At 58.6% G+C, this 21,432-nt stretch carries 14 protein-coding genes and 1 pseudogene; 9 read left to right on the top strand and 6 right to left on the bottom strand.

The window, feature by feature from the left end; translation table 11 throughout:
* The first annotated feature begins 101 nt into the window (after positions 1–101).
* Positions 102–365 carry a DUF3551 domain-containing protein gene (locus V1279_RS37690; protein WP_334446096.1) on the top strand — a complete coding sequence of 88 codons (264 nt, stop codon included), beginning with the start codon at positions 102–104 and terminating at the stop codon, positions 363–365.
* 26 nt (positions 366–391) lie between these two features.
* Complete coding sequence (locus V1279_RS37685; RefSeq protein WP_334446095.1) at positions 392–2,497, top strand: MASE1 domain-containing protein; 2,106 nt, start codon at positions 392–394, stop codon at positions 2,495–2,497.
* On the opposite strand, the gene V1279_RS37680 is transcribed toward V1279_RS37685, so the two are convergent.
* The gene (locus V1279_RS37680) at positions 2,492–3,154 is read right to left on the bottom strand and encodes a response regulator transcription factor (RefSeq protein ID WP_334446094.1); all 663 of its coding nucleotides are present in this window, start codon (positions 3,152–3,154) and stop codon (positions 2,492–2,494) included. The genes V1279_RS37685 and V1279_RS37680 overlap by 6 nt on opposite strands.
* 435 nt (positions 3,155–3,589) lie before the next feature.
* On the opposite strand from V1279_RS37680, the gene opgC reads away from it, so the two are divergent.
* From opgC to V1279_RS37665, 3 genes and pseudogenes are all read left to right on the top strand, one after another.
* A complete protein-coding gene (gene opgC / locus V1279_RS37675) occupies positions 3,590–5,146 on the top strand; it encodes an OpgC domain-containing protein (RefSeq protein WP_334446092.1) in 1,557 nt (518 codons plus the stop codon).
* 34 nt (positions 5,147–5,180) lie between these two features.
* Positions 5,181–5,399, top strand: a complete 219-nt coding sequence (locus V1279_RS37670) for a hypothetical protein (protein WP_334446090.1) — start codon at positions 5,181–5,183, stop codon at positions 5,397–5,399.
* 38 nt (positions 5,400–5,437) lie between these two features.
* Positions 5,438–6,076, top strand: a pseudogene (locus V1279_RS37665) (ABC transporter substrate-binding protein); the annotation flags it as partial.
* A 63-nt stretch (positions 6,077–6,139) separates the two neighbouring features.
* On the opposite strand, the gene V1279_RS37660 reads toward V1279_RS37665, so the two are convergent.
* The 3 genes from V1279_RS37660 to V1279_RS37650 are packed head-to-tail and all read right to left on the bottom strand — an operon-like array spanning position 6,140 to position 11,956.
* Complete coding sequence (locus V1279_RS37660) at positions 6,140–6,862, bottom strand: hypothetical protein (RefSeq protein WP_334446088.1); 723 nt, start codon at positions 6,860–6,862, stop codon at positions 6,140–6,142.
* Between the two features lie 4 nt (positions 6,863–6,866).
* The gene (locus tag V1279_RS37655) at positions 6,867–9,410 is read right to left on the bottom strand and encodes an N-6 DNA methylase (protein ID WP_334446086.1); all 2,544 of its coding nucleotides are present in this window, start codon (positions 9,408–9,410) and stop codon (positions 6,867–6,869) included.
* An 8-nt stretch (positions 9,411–9,418) separates the two neighbouring features.
* The gene (locus V1279_RS37650) at positions 9,419–11,956 is read right to left on the bottom strand and encodes a DEAD/DEAH box helicase family protein (protein WP_334446084.1); all 2,538 of its coding nucleotides are present in this window, start codon (positions 11,954–11,956) and stop codon (positions 9,419–9,421) included.
* 925 nt (positions 11,957–12,881) lie between these two features.
* On the opposite strand from V1279_RS37650, the gene V1279_RS37645 reads away from it, so the two are divergent.
* Positions 12,882–14,435 (top strand): acyl-CoA synthetase, encoded by a 1,554-nt coding sequence (locus tag V1279_RS37645; RefSeq protein ID WP_334446082.1) that lies wholly within the window; start codon positions 12,882–12,884, stop codon positions 14,433–14,435.
* Between the two features lie 116 nt (positions 14,436–14,551).
* Here the strand turns inward: V1279_RS37645 and V1279_RS37640 are convergent, their stop codons facing one another.
* The gene (locus V1279_RS37640) at positions 14,552–14,761 is read right to left on the bottom strand and encodes a cold-shock protein (protein ID WP_192735591.1); all 210 of its coding nucleotides are present in this window, start codon (positions 14,759–14,761) and stop codon (positions 14,552–14,554) included.
* Positions 14,762–14,940: 179 nt separating this feature from the next.
* The gene (locus tag V1279_RS37635; protein ID WP_334446079.1) at positions 14,941–15,708 is read right to left on the bottom strand and encodes a helix-turn-helix domain-containing protein; all 768 of its coding nucleotides are present in this window, start codon (positions 15,706–15,708) and stop codon (positions 14,941–14,943) included.
* A 189-nt stretch (positions 15,709–15,897) separates the two neighbouring features.
* On the opposite strand from V1279_RS37635, the gene V1279_RS37630 reads away from it, so the two are divergent.
* The 3 genes from V1279_RS37630 (at position 15,898) to V1279_RS37620 (ending at position 21,376) form a co-directional block, all read left to right on the top strand.
* Positions 15,898–18,171 (top strand): marine proteobacterial sortase target protein, encoded by a 2,274-nt coding sequence (locus V1279_RS37630; RefSeq protein WP_334446077.1) that lies wholly within the window; start codon positions 15,898–15,900, stop codon positions 18,169–18,171.
* Between the two features lie 232 nt (positions 18,172–18,403).
* The gene (locus tag V1279_RS37625; protein WP_334446075.1) at positions 18,404–18,982 is read left to right on the top strand and encodes a class GN sortase; all 579 of its coding nucleotides are present in this window, start codon (positions 18,404–18,406) and stop codon (positions 18,980–18,982) included.
* A 171-nt stretch (positions 18,983–19,153) separates the two neighbouring features.
* Positions 19,154–21,376, top strand: a complete 2,223-nt coding sequence (locus V1279_RS37620; protein ID WP_334446073.1) for an acetate--CoA ligase family protein — start codon at positions 19,154–19,156, stop codon at positions 21,374–21,376.
* The last annotated feature ends 56 nt before the right edge of the window (positions 21,377–21,432 follow it).

Genomic DNA, 21,432 nt, shown 5'->3' with positions numbered 1-21,432 from the left:
TACCAATCTGCGCGGTCGATCTCAAAAATTTGCATCCGCCGATGTGAGCCGGTTCACATCGGCGCCGCACGGTTGGTCCCAGCGTCAACTGGGGCACTTCAATGTGGGGGAGAAAAATGCGTACCCTCTTTCTTGCCCTCGCGACGTCTGCGACCATCTTCGCAACCAGCGTCGCCCCGGTCGTGGCTAGCGAGTACCGGTATTGCCTGCAAGGCGACGACTATGCTGGCGCGGGCGATTGCGGATTCACTAGCTACCAGCAATGTCAGGCCACCGCATCGGGCCGCACGGCCTACTGCGGGGTCAATCCTTATCTCGCGAACGCCGCCGTCCTGACAATTCCTGCCAGGCCGCGTCGTCGGTGACGCCGCGTGCCTCACGAGCAAATCAGATGGCTTGGTCCGGGTTAAATTTCCGCCGAGGCACTAGCTATGCCGGCGGTCTGGTCGCAATTGGAGTGATCTATTTCGCCCTGGCAAAAGCCGGCCTTGCTCTCGCCTCTCTTCATCCCAGTGCAACGCCAATTTGGCCGCCGACGGGTGTCGCGCTGGCGGCGGTGCTGTTGTGGGGATATCGGACTTGGCCCGCAATTTTCGCGGCGGCGGTGATTGCCAATGCGATGACCGCCGGCTCGGTTGCCACCGCAATTGCGATTGCTACCGGCAACTCTCTTGAAGCGGTTGTTGGCGCTTACCTGATCAATCGATGGTCGAGCGGATGTAATACTTTTTCGACGCCAAATTCTGTCGCGAAGTTTGCTCTGATTTGCTTCGTGATCGCGACGCCGATCAGCGCCAGCATTGGACTGACCAGCCTGGCAACTGCCGGGTACATCGAACGGACGAATTTCGCGAACGCCTGGGTCACATGGTGGCTGGGAGATGTGACCGGCGCGCTGGTCATTGCCCCCGTTATCGTGCTTTGGGCATCAAGCCACTTCCATGCTTTCAACCGCAATGACTTTTTGGAGACGGTCGGCGTCCTCGCAACAGCGGCGGCCGTTGGACTCATTGCTTTCAGTCCCCTGATCGAGCAAACGCCGAGCCGAGATCCGCTGGGTTTTCTTGCGATCCTGCCAATGTTGTGGGCGGCGCTGCGCCGCGGTCCACGTGACACCGCAACGGTTGCGCTGGTGCTTTCCGGCATCACGATTTGGGGGACACTCACGGGCGGCGGCCCCTTCACGACCGCGGATCTCAACGCTTCATTCCTGCTGGTGTTGATGTTCTTGATCAGTATTACCGTTCCAAGCTTGCTGTTGAGCGCCGACGTCGAGGTGCGCAAGAAGGGGGAGAAACGTCTGCGCCGCGCGCAGATCGAACTAGAACGGAAGGTCGCAGAGCGTACGCAAGAGCTTGAGCTCGCAAATGCAGCAAAATCGCGCTTTCTTGCCATGGCAAGCCACGATTTGCGGCAGCCATTACATGCACTAGGCTTGTTTATTGCACAGCTGCGCACGCCGCTCAGATCGGGGGAAAGGACAAGGACGATCGAGCTGGTCGATGCAACGCGCAAAGAAATGGATGAAATGTTCAATTCGCTCCTGGATATGTCCAGACTCGATGCTGGGATCCTTACACCCAAACTGACTGAATTCCCGATCGCGCGCCTGTTGCAAAAAATTGAGACGACGTTTGATCAGGCAACGCTAGCAAAGGGCTTGCGTCTACGCGTTAGGCGAAGTGACTCCTGGGTGAGGAGCGACGCCATGCTGCTCGAACGCATACTCTTCAACTTGGTATCCAATGCTGTGCGCTATACATTGCGCGGCGGGATCATTGTCGGCTGTCGTCGGCGCGGTGAAATGTTGCGTATCGAAGTATGGGATAGCGGTCCCGGCATTCCTGAGGATCAGAAGCAGAATATCTTTGGCGAGTTTTTTCAACTTGCTGCCCCAGAACGGTACCGGTACGGCGGCCTGGGGCTCGGCTTGGCTATTGTCGACAGGCTTCGCCTACTTCTCAACCATCAAATCGACTTAGCTTCGACTGTGGGCCGAGGTTCGCGATTCGCAATCCTGGTTCCGATGGCCGATGAATGCGTCACGTCCACCGAGCCCGTCGACTCACCTCACCCCGTAGCCTTTGCGGTCGAAGGCAGGGTAATTCTTGTTATTGCCGATGCCCCAATTGTGCAGGAGGGAACGGGCGGATTGCTTGGCAAATGGGGATACTCCGTCCTTACCGCCGGATCCGACGAAGCGGCACTTATCCAACTTGCTGAGCGCCAACAACGCCCCGATCTTATAATCTCGGACTATCATCTTGCGAGCGGAAAGACGGGGATCCGAGCCATTGAACAAATCAATGCGGCGTTTGGTTCATCAATTCCAGCTATTCTCATCAGCGGCGATACGGCACCTGAACCATTACGTGACGCTAAGGATAGAGGATACGTTTTACTGCACAAGCCTGTCGACCCAATGCGGCTCCGCGCTGTCATGCAAGAGCTCTTTATGGATCATGACGATAGGAGAGATACCGGGCCGGCTTTATGATTCAGATTTCGGCGACGATTCCCAGCCCATTTTTCCTACTTTTATTACTGCCTCGGTGCGGCTCGTTACGCCGAGCGCCTTGAGAACGACCGTGATGTGGTTCTTCACTGTCGGCACTGCCATATTGAGGGTCTTGGCAATGACCTTGTTGCTTTTTCCCTTCATCAGGAGCGCAAGCACTTCAATCTGCCGATCGGTCAACCCGAGACCTTTAAGAGAGTCGCGCGTCGCTAGCTCGTTTGTAAGCCGCGGAGACGTTGCTTCCTCCAGAATTTCCGAGGGAATGTAAATACCGCCGGAGAACACTAACTTAATGGCGTTAAGCATGACCTCTCGTTTGGTAGTTTTCGGGATGAAACCCAGAGCGCCAAGTTTGAAAGCGCGCTTGACTGTGTCTTGATCATCCGAGGACGAAAGAATGATGATAGCAATGGTCGGATAGCGGTCTCGCAGTTCGCGGAGGACAGAGAAGCCATCTCGATCCGGCAAATTGATATCAAGTAAAATGAGGCTGATGTCGGGATGTTCCTCGACTATGTGCATTGCCTGACGGCTGTTCGAAGCTTCAAATATGACGGCTTCTTGCTTCAGTTGTTTCAGGACAGCGTGCAACGCCTCGCGAATCAATGCATGGTCGTCGACAATAAGAACTTTCATGAAAAGCTCTCCGTCATCCCATTGCACGGAGATCCAAATAAAGGAAAATCATACACCCACCTTCAGGTCTTTGGCGAGGAAGAGGCTGTCGGAAGACTGGCTCCCGAAACCATCCATCCTCCATCCTTGGCCCAACCAGCGGTCCACCGTCAGCCACTCAAGGTAGGAGCCGAATGCCGTTGTGTGCTGCAATTGTAATCACCTCACGGTAGGACACCGAAAAAGCGAGTGCGGACGACGAGACTCGCGGGGCTCAGAGTCTCCTTCGTCCATGCGCAATGGTGAACGTCCATGATGCGTCTGACGGATGTCAATTGATGCCGAGATCTGTACGGTACCTTGATCATAGGACCTAGGAACCTCTCTGTGTGGACCTCCGGCTGATTGACGCGCTGTGCCGTTGAACGATGATCGTCAATAGCCTCACGCGCTAGGATGTTCTACCAAGCGCCGCCATATGATCGTTATCGCAATAGCTTTCGTCGCCGGGTTCGGCGTGAAGCAGCGCCAAACTGCGGCGTTGGTACGATCCGGCAGTGCGGCGGCGATGTTTTTATCAATTCGGTCCCTCTTGAAGCGTGCTCGCACGTCGGATGGGGCAACCAGATGCACGATCGAATCGCCACCCCAAAGCTATTGATCGGCGAGCTGCCGGAGCTGAAAGGCCAGGGCCGCGACCTGCGCATTGACGCCTGCCGCGGCATCGCACTGTGGTGCATCTTTCTTGACCATGTCCCCAACAACATCGGAACTTGGCTGACGCTGCGGAACTACGGCTTCAGCGATGCCGCGGAAGTATTCATGTTCGTCTCGGGCGTAACCTGCGCACTGGCCTACGGCAAGGCGTGGCGCTGCGAGGGCTGGACCGGAGTGGTCAGCCGGACGCTGCACCGAAGCTGGGACATTTATGTCGCATTTCTGCTGCTCACGCTCGCCTGCGCCATCATGGTTCACCTCGCAGGCGGTGGCCGTCTTGCTGACGAGAGCAATACGCGTATCTTGCTGGACCATCCGGGCGCGACGCTCGCGCGCGCAGCGGTCCTGCAATACCGTCTAGTCAATGCCGACGTGTTGCCGGTCTTCGTGCTTCTTCACCTCTTGTTCGCGCCGCTGCTGTGGCTGCTGCTGCGAGTGCCGAATGTGGCGCTTGGCGCCTCGCTGGCGCTTTATGCGCTGGTGCATGCCTTCGGCTGGACCGTCCCGGCGTGGCCGAACGGCCACTGGGCCTTCAATCCGCTGGCTTGGCAGCTGCTGGTCGTGCTTGGCGCGTGGTGGATGATCGAGGGCAAGAGATTCCGGCAGTGGGTGATCTCACGTACCGCGCTTGTGGCTGCCGTTCTCTATCTGGTGTTCAGCCTCAGCATCGCATTGAGCTCGAGCATCAAACCGCTGGAAGCGCTGGTCCCGCAGGCGCTGCTGACGCTGCTTTACCCGATGGACAAATCGAATCTCGATCCATTGCGACTGCTGCATTTTTTGGCCCTTGCGGTTTTGGCAGCGTGGTTCGTACCTCACAATTGGCGAGGGCTGACGACGGCGGTGATGCGCGGCGCGATCCGCTGTGGCCAGAATTCGCTGCCAATCTACTGCCTCGGCGTTCTGCTGACGTTCGCCAGCCACCTGGCGCTGCTCGACATCTCGGAGGGGCTGACGATGCAGATCGCGCTCAGTGTTGGTGGCGTCCTGGTGATGATTCTGGCGGCGACGCTGCTGAACTTGATCAAGATCAAACCCAGGCAGCAGCCGCACGCGAAGCCCGCCGACCTGCCCGTCGAGCGGCCAACCAAGTTTGAGCTGGTCATCAATCTCAAGACAGCCAAGGCGCTCGGCGTTGACATTCCGCCCACGCTGCTTGCCCGTGCCGACGAGGTTGATCGAATAAAGATGTTGTTTGCTCCGGTGCGCAAGTCCGGCTGCGGTGCTGATCCAGCGCCAGCAATCGCATACGCCTTCGGGCCACCAGCGAAAAATGTGGGTCAGGATGCGAATTAGATCACAAGGGGGCCATCGTACAGGAGCCAAGGCCATGATTTCCCACCCAAGGGCCCACAAGGTAGCGGTGCTAATCGCGGCGTACGTGATGTTTGCCTGCGTAGCGGCATTACTGTCGGTCAACCTGACATCACCCACCAGCGCCGCGCTCGGCGCTGACTGGCAGTGCAGCCGGTTTGCGCTCGTAGTTACGACCTGCACCCCGGTGCGTGCACACGAGACCGTTTCCACTGCCGTGCGCAAGCCGACCTAGTACACGACAAACCGAACACCATGCTGCGAATTCGGCCTGACGCGATGTCCTCGGTCGCGTCAGCGGACGCCGACAAGATGATCGCGATGGCTGCGAGTTTCGAGGTCGCCGATCCCACGGTGGATTCGCAGATCCTCACGCTCGCCAACACCAAGGCCGACGTCTTCCTGATCTACAGCGTGACGCCGCGCGCGTGCGCGCAAGCGATCCGAAAAGCCTACGAAACCGGCTGGCGTCCGATGCGTTTCATCTCCTCAGGCTGCGCCAACAAGGAAACGGTGATGGTGCCGGCCGGGCTCGAAGCGGCGACCGGCATCATGTCGGTCGGGGCGCTAAAACCTTATGCGGCCGACTCCACCGACCCCGATCTGGTCGCCTACCGGGATTTCATGAAGGCGCGGCTGCCCAATATCGATCCAGCCAATCTGGCGGCAGGCTATGGCTACATGGTTGCCCAGGCGCTGGTCGTGGTGCTGACGCAGTGCAAAGACGACCTGAGTCGCCAAAACATCATGGCGCAGGCGGCCAACCTCAAGGGCGTAGCGCTGCCGATGCTGATGCCAGGCGTCAAGCTCAACACATCGCCGACGGACTACCGTCCGATCAAGGACGGCTATATGGTCGAGTTTCGCGACAACCAGTTCAACGTGATCAGCGAATTGCTGCGGGGTTCGTGAGGAGGCGCCACGCCGTCGATGGCGGCGGCCGATAGACTGGCGCCCCAGAAAGCAAGTCGTCGTTCAAGCATTGCCGTAGGCAGCATGAAGCTGCTGATGAAGCGCTTCAATGCTGGGGAATTCGTCGAACTCGCGAAGATCACCAAGATTATACTCAAGACAAACGCCTATGTCCCGTTGGGACATATAGTTTGCGTGGATCAACGCCTCGCGTATTTGATCACTGGCCTCCGAGTACTCCCGTTCGTCTGGGTCGTGGCTCTTGAGCAAAAATTCCCGATAACATCTTTCTATAACTGGTCTTGAATGCCTCTGGATCTCGTCCACGACGCGGAGAATCTCAGTGATCTTGATGTCCACCGCTGCCGGGGTGCTGAAATATATGTTGCCATTTGGGTGGGCCGAATTGTTGCGGTCATCCACCAGCTTAACATAGGTGCCAATCTTTCCATTGTCGCAGGCGATAAGCTTTAGGAAGCGCAACATCGTGCGTTCAGGGACAATGCTGAATGCAAACGGTGAAGTCGCCTCGATCAAGGTTTTCTCATCGCGCCCAAATCCGATAAGACCCTTCTCGAAGTCGCCCGGCTCAGTCTGCTTGATCTGCCAAATGTTAAAATAGACGAAGCTCATGGTGAGCATATGATAGGCAAGGAAAGCAAATTGGTACTTACCGTTCGTGTAGTTCATTTCGAAGGCGTCCCAGAGAAATTCGATATATTCCTGCTCCTTTGGCGTTTTGAATGAGAGTGGCAGATAGTTGGCGAGTTCAGCCGCCTCTTCCATTTGCTTATGCCTCCGTAACGACTGACTCTTGTTCGCCCCAGATTCGAGCAAGGGTCGATTGGACCTTTTGTTCGAAGCGGATGATCAGTTCGTGGTTACCAGCGACTAAGGCTTGCTCGGCTTCGATCTCGGCTACAAGGGCTTCCTGCGTGGCGAGCGGTGGAAGCGGAACCGGAATACGCTCGACGATACCCTGATTGATCTTGGGCATGCTGCCGGCAGCGCCTACGGCGTTTCTGACAATGAACTCGCGAACGGGCTCGCTCTGAAGAACGGTTAGCAAATAGCTGCTTCGAATCTTTGATTCATCCGCTCGAACGCGAATCATCAGGTCGGGGTAAATAAAATTCTGTTCGTCTGCGTCGAATATCGCGGCCGTACCCACCAATTCCCTTGTGTTGCCTCGTTGGAGGTAGATATCCCCGCGCCGACATCGACAAGAAGACTCCAATGGAATGTCCTCATCGAGATACTTAAATTTCGATAGGTCCATCTTTCCCGACGTCGTCGCGCTCAGGGACAATACTTTCACGTTCGTGGGACGATCCACCGGGCTACCGGAATACCCATTCTTAGGCTTGCTCTCGATTACTTCGCCGAGCCCAACCATCGGCCATTCAGGATGGATCGGGATGTGCGGGCGGTAGTGGTCGAGGACAGTCCGGGCGCCGCCGATGACTTTCTGATAGCCCTCGATCTCGGCCACGATCTCATTTTGCAGCGCCAACGGTGGCAGGGGGATTTCGAGAGCCTTGAATGCGTCTATGTCAATGTTCTTTTGAGCATGACCTCGAGCGCAGCGATAGATACGATCTTGGCTGTTTAGCAAAACTTGAGCGACAAACGTCTTTGTCGCAAGGCCTATGAATTTTTCCGAAATCGAAAACGTGAACCCTGAATCGAGCAAGTAGAACTTACCTGCGACCGCTCGGACGCATTCGGCTGACATCGCAAAACGCGAAATCACGATATCGTTTTCCCGAGTAAACGAATCGGTACGAAAGCTTTCCCCTCCTCCTCCGTAGACCGGAAAGAGCGTTCCTTCGTAATCTTTTTTGGTGATACGCGTGCCGAATTCCAGTTTGAGTAGCTCGCCAAGCTTAACCTTTGGAAATGTTGTTTCGCGATCGATCAATTCTCGATAACGCTCGCCACTAAGATTATAGTCGCCGTTTTCAACGATCTTTTCTTTCGGCACAATTAGACCGCAGGTGAGTCGAAGGTCGGCTGTAGATTGCTTGTTTCGCAAGGCATGAAGGTAGGCGTTAAGTTCAGCCCTGATCTGCGGGAGCTCGCTTCCTCCAATGGCTCGCCTCTGGGCACCGAGGCCGAAGCCGTCGTTCTCCACCTTGAAGAAGGCGATAGTTTCGGCATCTTTGGCGAGAGATTTGTCGAGGAGCAAAATGGACGTCTTAACTCCAGAATAGGGATTGAAGCATCCTGCCGGCAGCGAGACGACAGCGACTAATGAATTCTCGACGAGCATTCGACGCAGCTCGGTGTAAGCGGTCTGACTCTGGAAAATGATACCCTCCGGGACGATAATGCCCGCGCGCCCACAAGGCGTGAGATGCTCGGCCATGTAGTCCACAAAAAGAACTTCGCTGCGCTTGGCCTGAATAGAGAAGCGGCGGTGAGGCTTGATTCCTCCCTTGGGAGACATGAAAGGCGGGTTGGCAAGGATTATGTCGGCAAATTCATTCCAACGATCCTCAGAGGTTAGTGTGTCGTATTCGTAAATGTGCGGATCGGAAAAACCATGGAGATAAAGATTCACCAGAGAAAGGCGCACCATGTCTGGCGAGATGTCGTAACCCTTAAAGTTGCTAGCGAGTGCACCGCGCTCTTCGGGCGTGAGCAGATCACCGCGAGATGGAGGGATTCTGGATGAGTCAAGCGCCGCCTTGTCATTTTCGTCGATGGCTTTCGAGCTAACCGCCGTGGGTGAGCTATTTGCTTTCAGAATATGCTTATAAGCTGAAATCAAAAAGCCTGCTGTGCCGCACGCTGGATCAAGCACGCTCTCGTTCTTTTTCGGATCGAGGATCTCAACAATGAAATCAATGATGTGGCGCGGCGTACGGAACTGTCCGGCATCGCCCTGCGAGCCGAGGACCGACAGGAGATACTCGAATGCGTCGCCGAGGCGTTCGCTGTGATCGTAAGTGAATTCGTCTATGATTTTTAAAAATGCCTTGAGCGTCTCGGGGTCGCGGTACGGGAGGTAGGCGTTCTTGAAAATGTCGCGGAAAAGCAGCGGTATGCCAGGATTCTCCGGCATCGTGGAGATGCCTTCGGCATAGAGGCCGAGCATTTCATGACCTCCAATGCCCGTACGCATCAGTTGGGCCCAGCCAAATCGGGCGAAGTCGCCAGTGAAAAACTTGCGCTTACCTCCCAACTCCTCAGCTTCAGCGTCCATGTCATCCATGAACTTGTAGATCAGAGCGATGGTGATCTGTTCGACTTGGGACTTGGGATCGGGGACCTTGCCCACGAGGATGTCACGCGCCGTATCGATGCGCCGTTTAGTGTCAGTGTCGAGCATTCGGGTTCCTAGGTGACGAACTGGTTCAAGGAGACATAGTCCTTGACGTATTCAGGGATGAGCTTCCGGTATTTCGCGGGCACGGCCCTAAATTCTCTCGTCGAGAAAATGGGGTTCGTGGCCAAATCGGTCAGGTGACCGGACTCAATGATGTGACGAATCTGATCGCTTGCAGCATAGGCCTTGAAATAGTTCTTGATGGCCGGAATGGCCCCGGCTTCGTCGGGCTTGTAGTCAGCAACAAACTTTGAGAACTCCTCCTCCAGGAGATCGTCCTTGGATTTGAAACGTGGAATCAAACCAAAGATTTTTTCGAGTATTTCACGGAGCGTGAGGCGCCGATCTACACCTGCAGCTCTCCGTAGCTTCTCAAGGGAGTAGTATTCACTCGGCTTGTCGAAAATTTCCTTGTTCAAGTAATCGATGACGCGATCCCACTCACCAGCCTCAACGCTGGCCGCGACGAAAGCATTCTCACGCACGACATCCTCGAACCTAGCGTAAAATTCTCGATCAATCCTCATGCCCCCGTGGCCGATATCCTCCTCTTTGAGCGTGAGAAGAATGTCGTCGTCGAGGTGCTCGTAAATGGCTCCCGTGGAGCCGCCACCTGTAGCTTCCTCGCCTCCTTCACCGGTCCCGGATTTCGGTTTGGGAAGCTTGATAACCTGGTCGTAATCGAATTCTTCCTCGAAATATTCGCAGTTTGCGAAGAAGTCGAACAGCTTGAATCCGGATTTCTGTGGCTCCTTCACACTCTCCCTTATCGTCTCGTCAAAAAGCTGCTCCCGGAAGTCGTGCTTGCGAGTTCCGCGCCCCTTGATTTGAATGAAGTCCGTTGGAGAGAAGATCGGACGAAAAAGGCCCAAATTGAGGATATCCGGGCAATCATAACCGGTGGTCATCATGCCGACGGTAATGCAGACGCGGGCCTTACTGGTTTTATAAGTGGGGATAAAATTCGCTGATCCAAGCAGATTATTGTTTGCAAAGTTGATCGTGTATTGCTGCGCACCGTCAACATGCGACGTGACTTGAACGGCAAAGTCCGATTGATATTTACCGGGGAATATACGGTCTGCCATCCCGTTCAGAATCTGCGCCAGCTTGGCCGCATGGTTCTGGCTCACGGCAAAAATGATCGACTTGCCAATCTCACCGCTGATCGGATCGCGCAGGGCGTTCTCCAGGAAGGCCTTGCAAAAGAGCTGATTGGTGGCAGGCGAGAAAAACCGCTTCTCAAATTGTCGTTGCTTGTATGTTTCCTTCTGGTCGTCCCCCTCCTCGTCCTTGAACTCGACGACAAAGCCCCCGTCCGACAGAAGCTGGGTGGTCACTTCGCTGCGGGCGTCTACGACGGTTGGGTTGACGAGGTAGCCGTCTTTGACGCCATCGAGCAGCGAGTATCGGAAAGTGGGCTGGCCGTCCTCGCAGCCGAAAGTCCGGTAGGTATCGAGCAACAGACGGCGCTCGAACTCGCGAGGATCTTTGCTCGTGGACTTATCTTTAACAAATTTCTTGAGGTAGTCGCGGGGAGTAGCTGTAAGGCCGAGTTTATAGCCGATGAAGTAATCGAAGACGGCGCGGGCATTGCCGCCGATAGAACGGTGCGCTTCGTCAGAGATGACGAGATCGAAGTCGGTGGGCGAAAAGAGCTGGTGGTATTTATTGTTGAAGAGCAGCGACTGGACGGTGGAGACAACGATTTCGGCGTGACGCCAGTCATCGCGGTTCTCTTTGTAGATGACGCTCTTGTAGTCGTTTGCGAGCACCTTTCTGAAAGCTTTTAGTGCTTGGTCCTCCAGCTCGAGCCTGTCTACCAGGAAAAGCACACGGCGGGCATTGCCCGTCCGAAGAAACAGTTTGATGATCGCAGCCGAGGTGAGCGTTTTCCCGGTACCAGTGGCCATTTCCAAGAGAAAGCGGTCGCCACCTTTCGCCACTGTTTGCTGAATGGCCACAATGGCTCGCTTCTGGTACGGGCGAAGGAAACGAAGTCCGTTTAGCTCGATGAACCGAGGGCGCTCGGCATCGCTTTTCCAGGCGGCCTCGGAGGCATAGTTGGGTCGCTGCGTGAGTGCCACGTAGTCATTTTCGACGACTTCCTCGATGAGGCATTTTGGGTTAGGGACGCTTTTCTGGTAGCCGGTAACGGAGACCGGGGTTGGAAAACTCGTGATGACGTAGGGATTGCCCCTTTCGAGGTCCCAGAAGTAGTGCAGGTTTCCATTGGAGAGTATGACGAAGCGACAATTTTGAGACTTCGCATACTTCCGCGCCTGCTCCTTGCCAACGAGCGGATTCTTGTCTTCCGCCTTCGCTTCGAGGACGATGAACGGAAACCCCTTTTCGTTGAGCAGCAGGAAATCGATGAAGCCTTTGGAGACCTTCTCGAAGTTCTCACCAAGATTATCGAGGGTATGCTTTGTGAGTGCGACGCTTGGTTCAAGCTGGACGTTCGCTGGCCCTTTTGAGTCCGAGAAAAAACGCCAGCCCGCTGCTTCAAGCAGCTTGTTTATTTTTATGCGGGCGGTGGCCTCCTTCATTTAACGATCTGCGTTTCCCTAGTCGCCGACAGCATCACAACTCACGGACGAGTGAGTCCCTTACTAACCGTCTATAGGTTTTACAGCAACAAGGCCAACTGCGATTTTCTGGACCGAAGCGGCCGAAGGATATCTCGGCGCTCCAGCAACACAAGTGCGGATTTCGGATTTTCCGAATTTTACTTGACGACGAGGCCAAATCAGCAATATATCGATTTCGTCCCGTCCCGGTACGAGGGGCGTTTCGCGATCGTCACAAGCGCGGGATGGGATGCGGTGGACGTGGATGTGCCTTTGACGAACGGTGCTGATGCGTACGGCGAAGTCGTGTGGTCCTGACGCCCCGATGCTGGCGTCAAGTCTCGCGTTGCGCATCGATCCAATTGGATCGAGCGCGATATCCGCGAGGCGACGGTGACAACGAGCCCGGCCCGCCGGGGAGAGCACGATATAAGCCGTAAAGCCATTGCGCAGGGAATGTCGGATGCCTCCGCTGCCCTGTATGCTCGTGTGCGCATTTTTTGTGCCTATTGCACACGAGACCGCGGGTGCAGCGTGCACCCGGCATTCCCTGCGCCCTCTGACTGGAGGGTTGAGGAAATTCGATAGCAAGCCTCGGGCAAATCAGGCCGCGAGATCGTGAAGTCGTGTTTGCCGATTGAGATTAATTGGGCGCTGGAGCCACTCACCGTCATTGCGAGCGTAGCGAAGCAATCCATCGTGCGGCGCAGGAAAGTCTGGATTGCTTCGTCGCTACGCTCCTCGCAATGACGGCGCCTGTTGGGCGGCACCGCCCGGAACCGCCCCACCAATCCCCGCCCCAGCTACTCCACGCAAGACAGTGTCCCCATATGACGCCTCATCTACTGGACAGAATGCCATCGAGCAAAACCGGCGGCGCAAGACCGCCGGACGTGGAGGAAGCATGTCGTCGGTTCGCCATTACGACTGGATTGCGCATTTCGGCCGCCGCACGCCGGACAAGATCGCTGCCATCGACCTCGCCAGCGAACGCCGGCTTTCCTACGCGCAGTTCGATGCGCGGATTTCGCGTCTTGCCACCCATCTGCGCGACAAACTCGGCGTCACGCGCGGCGACCGCGTCGCTGTGCTGGCGCTGAACACGTCAGATACGCTCGAGGTGCAGTTCGCCTGCGGTCGGATCGGCGCGGTATTCCTGCCGCTGAACACGCGGCTTACGGTTCCCGAATTGCAGTTCATCGTCGGCGATTCCTCGCCGAAGGTGATGATCCACGACACTGATCTCGCCGAAGTTGCGCTGACGGTCGCAAAGCTCTGCAACGTTTCGTCAGCGCTATTGCTCGGACCTGATGGCTCCTATGAAGCGGCGATCGACACATCCAGGCCGCTCGACCGGTTCGAACATGTCACGCATGACGATATCTCGACCATCATGTATACCTCGGGCACCACCGGCTTGCCCAAGGGCGCGATCATCACCCATGGCATGACGTTCTGGAACTGCGTCAATCTCGGCGGCCCCGCCTATATCTCGCCATCGTCGGTACTGCTCACGGTGCTGCCGCTGTTCCACACCGGCGGGCTGAATTGCTACACCAATCCGGTGCTGCATGCCGGCGGCACCGTGCTGATCATGCGCGCGTTCGATCCCGCTCTCGCGCTGCAGCTGATCAGCGATCCCACATACGGCATCAACCAGTTCTTCGGCGTGCCCGCGATCTACCAGTTCATGTCGCAGCATCCGTTATTCGCAACGGCCGATTTCAGCCGGCTCGTGATCGGCGGCGTCGGCGGCGCGCCGATGCCGGTGCCGCTGCTGAAAATATGGGAAGCCCGCGGCGTCGCCCTGCAGCAGGGTTACGGCATGACCGAGACCAGTCCGGCCGTGCTCACGCTCGACAAGGAAGACGCCGCGCGCAAGGCCGGCTCGTCCGGCAAGCCGGTGCTGCATACGGAAGTGCGGATCGTTCGCCCGGACGGGACGGATGCGGATGTCGGCGAGCTCGGCGAGCTCTGGGTCAAGGGACCGAACGTCACGCCGGGCTACTGGAACAGGCCGGACGCCAACCAATCGTCCTTCACCGACGGATGGCTGCACACCGGCGATGCCACACGCGTCGATGAAGAAGGCTTCTACTACATCGTCGACCGCTGGAAGGACATGTACATTTCCGGCGGCGAGAACGTCTATCCGGCCGAGGTCGAGAGCGTGCTGCATCAGCTCACGGCAATCGCCGAGGCCGCCGTGATCGGTATCCCGAACGAGCAATGGGGTGAAGTCGGCATGGCGATCGTGGCGGTCAAGCCCGGCCATACGCTCCGGCCGGAGGAGATCCATGCGCACTGCCAGACCAATCTGGCGCGGTTCAAATGTCCGCGCCTGATCGAGTTCGTCGACGCCCTGCCGCGCAACGCCACGGGGAAAATTCACAAGCCGACATTGCGAAAGAATTTCAGCGCGCCGAAGCCGACCGACAAAGCGGCCATTGCTTCATGATCGCGCGCCGGCATGCGACAAACGAAAAGCCCGCCGGTTCATCACCGGCGGGCTCTTGTATCAGAGGCCAATCAGAGGATCCCAGTACATCCGTGGAAATCCCGAATCGGCAACCTTTAGTCGACGCGAAGGTTCTCGGCGCTGGTCTTGCCGCGCATCGGGTCCTTCTTCGCTTCGAACGAGATCTTCTGACCTTCATTGAGCGAGCTCAGACCTGCGCGTTCGACGGCCGAAATGTGAACGAAAACGTCCGTTCCACCATCATCGGGCTGAATGAAGCCAAAACCCTTGGTCGCGTTGAACCACTTAACTGTTCCGGTAGCCATGTAACTATCTCCAAGATGCGCGAAAGCGCTTTTGCCTGCACGACCTCCGCGCAGGCTTGATCCGATTTAACGATGTCTTGGGGAAAGGAGCCGGTTTTCGGTTCGGTCAACAAGGCAGAGCGATTATTCGAATATGGCCCATATAGTCTATTTCACCGGGAATGCAAGGCCTGAGAGCACTACCCCGGCAGGAACATCGCAAACGGCTCATCGGTCGTCCGGCGCAAATGCTGGCGGTAAACCGCATAGTTGGGGTCGCCGGACGAAACCCTGCCAAAGGTCGGGCTGGCAACCATCGTGATCGGCAGATAGGCGATTGGCGCAGCGATCGGCGTCAACAGCGAGCCGCGGCCTGCGAGCAGTGTCGTGATGATGCCGTACATCTCGCCCGAAATCGCCAGCCGCGCCACCGTGATCAGGCGGTGCTGGCCGTGCCGGTTGGTGACGAGATAGATGTGGCCGGACTGGTTCGGTACCGCCACCTCGCCGAACTGGGTGAAGGCCGCGTCCTGCCGTTCGCTCTCGTGAAACACCAGCGATGAGACCGCCGCGTCCCATGATATCTCGGTGCGGTAGGCGAAGATCGCGTCCTTGTCGCCGAACGAGGGACGCACCGTGACGTAGGTGCCTTCGATCCAGGCCACCGCGCGGCGCGAATAGGCGCCGAGCCCATCGGGCGCAACCTCGCCATTGAGGGCAGCCGCAGGCGCTGGCGCCGCCTCCGGCGTCTTGCGCAGGGAGACGCCGAGCGCCTGCTCAAGCCGCACTGTGGTGGCGAGCGTGAACGGACGGCGGCCGCCCAGCACCTTCTCCAGAGTCGACAGGCTGAGTTTTGCAAGCTCCGCCAGCGATTGCCGGGAGATGCGGCGACGGGCGACTTCCTCACGAATGGTGTCCGCGATCTGCCGGCTTTGCTCGGCGGAAAGCTGCTTGTCCGGCGTCGGCATCGTCACCCCTGGTTTGCGCGCGCCAGTCTAGCAGACGCACAATCCATCACAAACCCGCACAAAACCGCCCCGCCCGTGGCGGAGCGCGGTGGCTGGCGACCGAACAAGGCCGATCATTCCGCTCGCGCCAAATCACTGATTTCCGCACCTTCACGCCACGGCGAAAAACGCCGTTCGGGAGTGAGCGACATGACGACATGCGACGAAATTGAAGCCGACAAACGCAGCGAACAGCCCAACCTGATCAGGCTGGTGCTGTTCTTTGTGATGCAGGGCGTTGCCGTAATCCTGGTCGGATTTGCGGCATTATTTTTGAGCTTTGAGCCGGCCTGGTCCGCGGAACGCCTGCAAGCCGCCTTCGTCAAGCCTGGTGACGCGCGCTCTGGTTCGTTGCTCCTCAAGACGGACGACGGCTACGCCGATGCGTCGCGGCTCGGCATCGATGTCGACCTCATCGTATCGGGTCCCACGGTTCGCGCCCGCGTCACCCAGATTTTCCGCAACCCGACGCAAGATTGGGTCGAGGCGGTCTATGTCTATCCGCTCCCGTCGGGCGGCGCCGTCGACACGCTGAAGATGGTGATCGGCGATCGCGTCGTGGTCGGCGACATCAAGCAGCGGCAGCAGGCCAAGATCGTCTACGAACAAGCGAAGCAGAACGGACAGAAGGCGGCGCTGACCGAACAGGAGCGGCCGAACATCTTCACCAATTCGGTCGCCAATATCGGCCCCGGCGAAACCGTGCTGGTGCAGATCGAATATCAGGAGCCAGTCCAGCAATCCGGCGACGAGTTCTCGCTGCGGGTGCCGATGGTGGTCGCCCCGCGCTACAATCCCGCGCCCGTGGTGCAAAGCGTCGACTTCCGGCCCGATGGCAGTGGCTGGGGTTCGGTCAAATCCGATCCCGTGCCGGATCGCGACCGCATCTCGCCCGAAGTGCTCGATCCCGCGACGAACGCGCCGATCAATCCGACCCGCATCACCGTGCGGCTGCAGGCTGGTTTCCCGCTTGGCGAAATCAAGAGCCACCATCATGCGATCAAGACCGAAAAACCAGACGCCAACACGAGCATTCTGCGCCTTGCCGAAGGCCCTGTGCCGGCCGACCGCGATTTCGAGCTGACCTGGAAGCCGGTGGCCGAGAAGGCGCCGTCGGTAGGATTATTCCGCGAGCGCGTCGGCGACAGCGATTACCTGCTCGCCTTCGTTACACCGCCTTCGGTCGAGCAGACGCAGCAGAAACCGCTGCCGCGCGAGGTGATCTTCGTGATCGACAATTCCGGCTCGATGGGCGGCGTCTCGATCATCCAGGCCAAGGCGAGCCTGATCTACGCGCTCGGCCGTCTGCAGCCCGGCGACCGCTTCAACGTGATCCGGTTCGATCACACCATGGACGTGCTGTTCCCGGCGGCCGTGCCGGCCGACAGGGAGCATATCGGCCGGGCCGCCTCCTTTGTCGGCGCGCTGCAGGCCAATGGCGGCACCGAAATGGTGCCGGCGATGCGCGCGGCGTTGTCCGACACCATCAGCGATACCAACTACGTCCGCCAGGTCGTCTTCCTGACCGACGGCGCGATCGGCAACGAGCAGCAATTGTTCGAAACCGTCAGCGCGCTACGCGGCCGCTCGCGCATCTTCATGGTCGGCATCGGCTCGGCCCCGAATACCTACCTGATGACGCGCGCCGCCGAACTCGGCCGCGGCACCTTCACCCATATCGGCTCGGTGGAACAGGTCGAGGAACGCATGCGCGGCCTGTTCGCCAAACTGGAGAATCCAGCGGTGACCAATCTCACCGCAAGATTTTCCGACGCCAGCGCCGACATCACGCCGGTCGCGATCCCTGACGTCTATCGCGACGAGCCGCTGGTTCTGGCGGCCAAGCTCGACAAGCTCGCGGGCTCGGTCGAGATCAAGGGCCGTATCGGCGACCGTCCCTGGGTCGTCACCCTTCCGCTGGCGAACGCGGCCGAAGGCAAGGGCCTGTCCAAGCTCTGGGCGCGCCGCAAGATCGCGGATGCGGAAGTTGCGCGCACCACGCGGCAGGCCAGCCCGGAAGATGCCGACAAGACCATTCTGGCGCTGGCGCTCGAGCATCAGCTCGTCACGCGGCTGACCAGCCTGGTCGCGGTCGACAAGACTCCGAGCCGCCCCCAAGGCGAGCCGCTCAAGGTCTCGGAACTGCCGATCAACCTGCCGGCCGGCTGGGACTTTGAAAAGGTGTTCGGCGAACGCCCACGCGCTCCTGCAATGCCGACGGAACGGCGCGCGGATACGGAGGAGGCGCGGGTTCAGGTCGCCGCGCTGAAGCGAGCGCAGCCCGTCGTCACCCAGGCGCCCAGCACGGTCACGTTGCCGAAGACGGCGACTGACGCCGAACTGAAGATGATTGCGGGTGTGATCCTGCTCACGCTCAGCCTGATCCTGTTCGTATTCAATCGACGTCAGATGTCACTGCGTTGACATCGGCTGAAAGGAGGAGGCCTCCCCAACCTCCTCTTTCCAGAGCGCGCGCGGCTTCCACCCGTCCCCCCAGGGCCGCGCGCGCCGCTTTTTCCAAAGCCGTCATTGCGAGGAGCGAAGCGACGATGCAATCCATTCTTTCTTTTCCTGATGCGATGGATTGCTTCGCGGAGCCTGTCATCGGGCGCGCATTCGCGCGACCCGTTGGCCCGCAATGACGGGAAGTAACAAGATGCCCCGCTTCGTCCTTCCCCTGCTTCTCACCCTCATCGGCCTGATCCTGTTCGGCCAAGGGGCCTACATCCACGCCAAGGCGCTGCTGGCGCAAGTTCTGCTGGAACGCGCCTTCGAGAAAACCATCGCCACCGGGCGCGAGACAAAGCCGTGGTCGTGGGCGGATACATGGCCGGTCGCCCGCATCGAAGTGAAGCGGCTCCATGCCCGCGCCATCGTGCTTTCGGGAAGCAGCGGCCAGGCGCTCGCCTTCGGTCCGGGGCACGTCGAACGGACGCCCGATGCCGGCGAGCGCGGCGTCGCCGTCTATTCGGCGCATCGCGATACGCATTTCGCTTTCCTGAAGAATGTCGTGATCGGTGACGAGATCAACGTGATGCGAAGCGACGGCAAACACTTCCACTACCGAGTGGATGCCACCGCGGTCGTGCGCTTTGATACTTCCGGCATTGATCCGCTCGCAGACGGATATCAACTGGTGCTGTCGACCTGCTGGCCGTTCGACGCGCTGACGCAGGGACCTGAGCGCTATCTTGTGCATGCCACGATGATCGGTGACGCGCCGGGTTCACGCTGAATTCTCCGCAAGCCGGGATATCGTGCGCGGCGCGAATGGCGCTGCGCACGCAACGCGTGTTGCCACCCCCGTCAAGTCCCAATAGAAAGGCCTTAATCATAAGAACATCATGGCGCGGCGTTCGTCCTCGATCGCCGCGGCCAAGGAAAACAACAGAGTTAAGGGATATCCATGGACGCTCAGGCAAGCACCGCATCGCATCAGGCCGAAAAATGGTCGCCTTCGCCTGACGCCAGCGACATCGTCAAGAGCATCCATCCGATGCTGCATCCGCGCAATATCGTGCTGGTCGGCGCCACCGACAAGCCCGGCAACTATGCCGAGCGTATCTGGAACAATCTGATCAAGTACAAGTACGAAGGCGGACTGTTCCCGGTCAACGCCAAGCGCGAAACGATCTGGGGCGTGCCCTGCTACAAGGATTTCGCCAGCCTGCCGGAAAAGCCCGATCACGTGCTGGTGCTGGTGCCGGCGCGTTTCGCGGTGCAAGTGATTCGTGACGCCGCAGCGGCCGGCGCACGCTCGGCCACCATCGTCACTTCGGGCTTCAGCGAGTTGCAGGACGAGGACAGCCAGCGGCTGGCGCTCGAATTGAAGGAGGCGGTGCGCGAGACCGGCCTCGCCGTCACCGGCCCGAACTGCCTCGGCAATCTGAGCGCGGGCGAAAAGCTGTTCACCAATATCGACGATCGTATCGTCACCATGGAAGCAGGCCCGGTCGCGATTGCCGGGCAATCCGGCGCGATCGTGATGGCGATCCGCCAGACGCTGGAAGATCGCGGTGTCGGTGTCGGCTACATGGTCACGACCGGCAACGAGACCGGCCTGGAGACGCCCGACCTGATGGCCTATTTCGCGGCCGATCCGTCGATCCGCGTCATTGTGGTCTATCTCGAAGGCGTCCGGAACACGAAGGTGTTTCGCGAAGCCTGCAAGGCCGCACGCGCCGCCGGCAAGCCCGTGATCGCACTCAAGCTCGGCGCTTCCGAGGGCGGCCGCGCCGCCGCGATGGCGCATACCGGCGCGCTCGCCGGCTCGATCGAAACATTTGACGCGATCTCAACGCGCGAAGGCGTGATCCGCGTCCGCGGGCTCGACGAACTGATCGAAACCACCGAATGTTTCGTCCATGCCGATCCGCCGAAGGGCAACCGAATCGCCGCGGTGTCGCTATCCGGCGGCAAGCGCGGCCTCCTGATCGACGCGTTCTATTCGGCCGGCATGAACTTCGCGCCGCTCAGCCCGAATGCAACCGAGCAACTGGCAAAGATGCTCGGTCCCGGCAGCATCGTCGGCAATCCCCTCGATGCCGGTTTTGCCGCGGTCGTGGACCCCTCGGTCTACATGAACTCGATCAAGATCATGATCGACGACCCCGACACCGACATCGTTATCATCGACGCCGAACTGCCGAAGGCGCCGCATGAATTGCGCGAACGCAACTTACGGATCGTCAACGAGATGGCCGGCGCCGCCAGCAAACCCGTGGTCTACATCAGCGCGATGTCGATCGGATTTACCGAATTCACCAAGGCCTTGCGCAAATCGCTGCCGAACATCGCGGTCATGCAGGGTCTTGACCGCGCGGTCGGCGCGATCAAGTCGCTGATTGAATATTCTTCCCTGCGCAAGGAAGTGCCCGACATCGTGTCGAGCTCGAAGGCATCCGCGCGTGCGGTGCTGGAGAAGACGCTCAAGGCCGCCAACGGCGCCGCTGCGCTGGACGAAGTCGCTTCGAAAAAGCTTCTTAAGGCCTATGGCATCCCGGTTTCAAAGGAAGAGATCGCGCAGACTGCGGCGGAAGCGGTGAAAATCGCCAAGAAAATTGGCTTTCCCGTGGTCGCCAAGGTCGTCAGCGCCGACATCCTGCACAAGTCGGATATCGGCGGCGTGGTGCTGAACCTCAACAGCGCGGCCGAGGTGAAAAAAGCGTTCAACGATATCACCGCACGGGTGACGAAGCTGAAAGGCAAGCCGAAGCTCGAAGGCATTCTGATCGCGCAGCAGGTCAAGGCCGACCTTGAACTCGTGGTCGGCGCCTCGCTCGACGCCGAGATGGGGCCGGTAGTGCTGTTCGGCACCGGCGGCGTCGATATCGAACTGATGAAGGACGTCGCGCTCGCCGGCGCACCGCTGGATGAAGCCGAGGCGAAGCAGCTGATTGCCAGGACCAAGGCCGGCGTGAAAATGAAGGGCTATCGCGGCAAGCCGGCGCTGCACGAGCCTTCCGCGGTGAAGGCGCTGGTCGGCCTGTCTTATTTGATGGCCGACGCCGGCAACCGCATCGCGTCGATCGATGTGAATCCATTTTTGATCAACAGCAAGGTCGGCGTCGCCGTTGACGGCCTGATCGTGCTCAACAACGCCGCCGCGAACAAGGCGGCAAAGCATTAGCCGGCTGGCTCAGCGGTCATTGTCGTCCCTGCGAACGCATGCGAACGCAGGGACCC

Source organism: Bradyrhizobium sp. AZCC 1610 (assembly GCF_036924515.1).
In the GTDB taxonomy this organism is placed as follows: Bacteria; Pseudomonadota; Alphaproteobacteria; order Rhizobiales; family Xanthobacteraceae; genus Bradyrhizobium.
This window is presented reverse-complemented; position numbering and strand designations above follow the sequence as displayed.

Excerpts from the sequence above, each read along its gene's own strand:
- V1279_RS37690 (WP_334446096.1), top strand. The coding sequence starts at position 102 with ATGTGGGGGAGAAAAATGCGTACCCTCTTTCTTGCCCTCGCGACGTCT.
- V1279_RS37685 (WP_334446095.1), top strand. The coding sequence starts at position 392 with ATGGCTTGGTCCGGGTTAAATTTCCGCCGAGGCACTAGCTATGCCGGC.
- V1279_RS37680 (WP_334446094.1), bottom strand. The coding sequence starts at position 3,154 with ATGAAAGTTCTTATTGTCGACGACCATGCATTGATTCGCGAGGCGTTG.
- opgC (WP_334446092.1), top strand. The coding sequence starts at position 3,590 with ATGTTCTACCAAGCGCCGCCATATGATCGTTATCGCAATAGCTTTCGT.
- V1279_RS37670 (WP_334446090.1), top strand. The coding sequence starts at position 5,181 with ATGATTTCCCACCCAAGGGCCCACAAGGTAGCGGTGCTAATCGCGGCG.
- V1279_RS37660 (WP_334446088.1), bottom strand. The coding sequence starts at position 6,862 with ATGGAAGAGGCGGCTGAACTCGCCAACTATCTGCCACTCTCATTCAAA.
- V1279_RS37655 (WP_334446086.1), bottom strand. The coding sequence starts at position 9,410 with ATGCTCGACACTGACACTAAACGGCGCATCGATACGGCGCGTGACATC.
- V1279_RS37650 (WP_334446084.1), bottom strand. The coding sequence starts at position 11,956 with ATGAAGGAGGCCACCGCCCGCATAAAAATAAACAAGCTGCTTGAAGCA.
- V1279_RS37645 (WP_334446082.1), top strand. The coding sequence starts at position 12,882 with ATGTCGTCGGTTCGCCATTACGACTGGATTGCGCATTTCGGCCGCCGC.
- V1279_RS37640 (WP_192735591.1), bottom strand. The coding sequence starts at position 14,761 with ATGGCTACCGGAACAGTTAAGTGGTTCAACGCGACCAAGGGTTTTGGC.
- V1279_RS37635 (WP_334446079.1), bottom strand. The coding sequence starts at position 15,708 with ATGCCGACGCCGGACAAGCAGCTTTCCGCCGAGCAAAGCCGGCAGATC.
- V1279_RS37630 (WP_334446077.1), top strand. The coding sequence starts at position 15,898 with ATGACGACATGCGACGAAATTGAAGCCGACAAACGCAGCGAACAGCCC.
- V1279_RS37625 (WP_334446075.1), top strand. The coding sequence starts at position 18,404 with ATGCCCCGCTTCGTCCTTCCCCTGCTTCTCACCCTCATCGGCCTGATC.
- V1279_RS37620 (WP_334446073.1), top strand. The coding sequence starts at position 19,154 with ATGGACGCTCAGGCAAGCACCGCATCGCATCAGGCCGAAAAATGGTCG.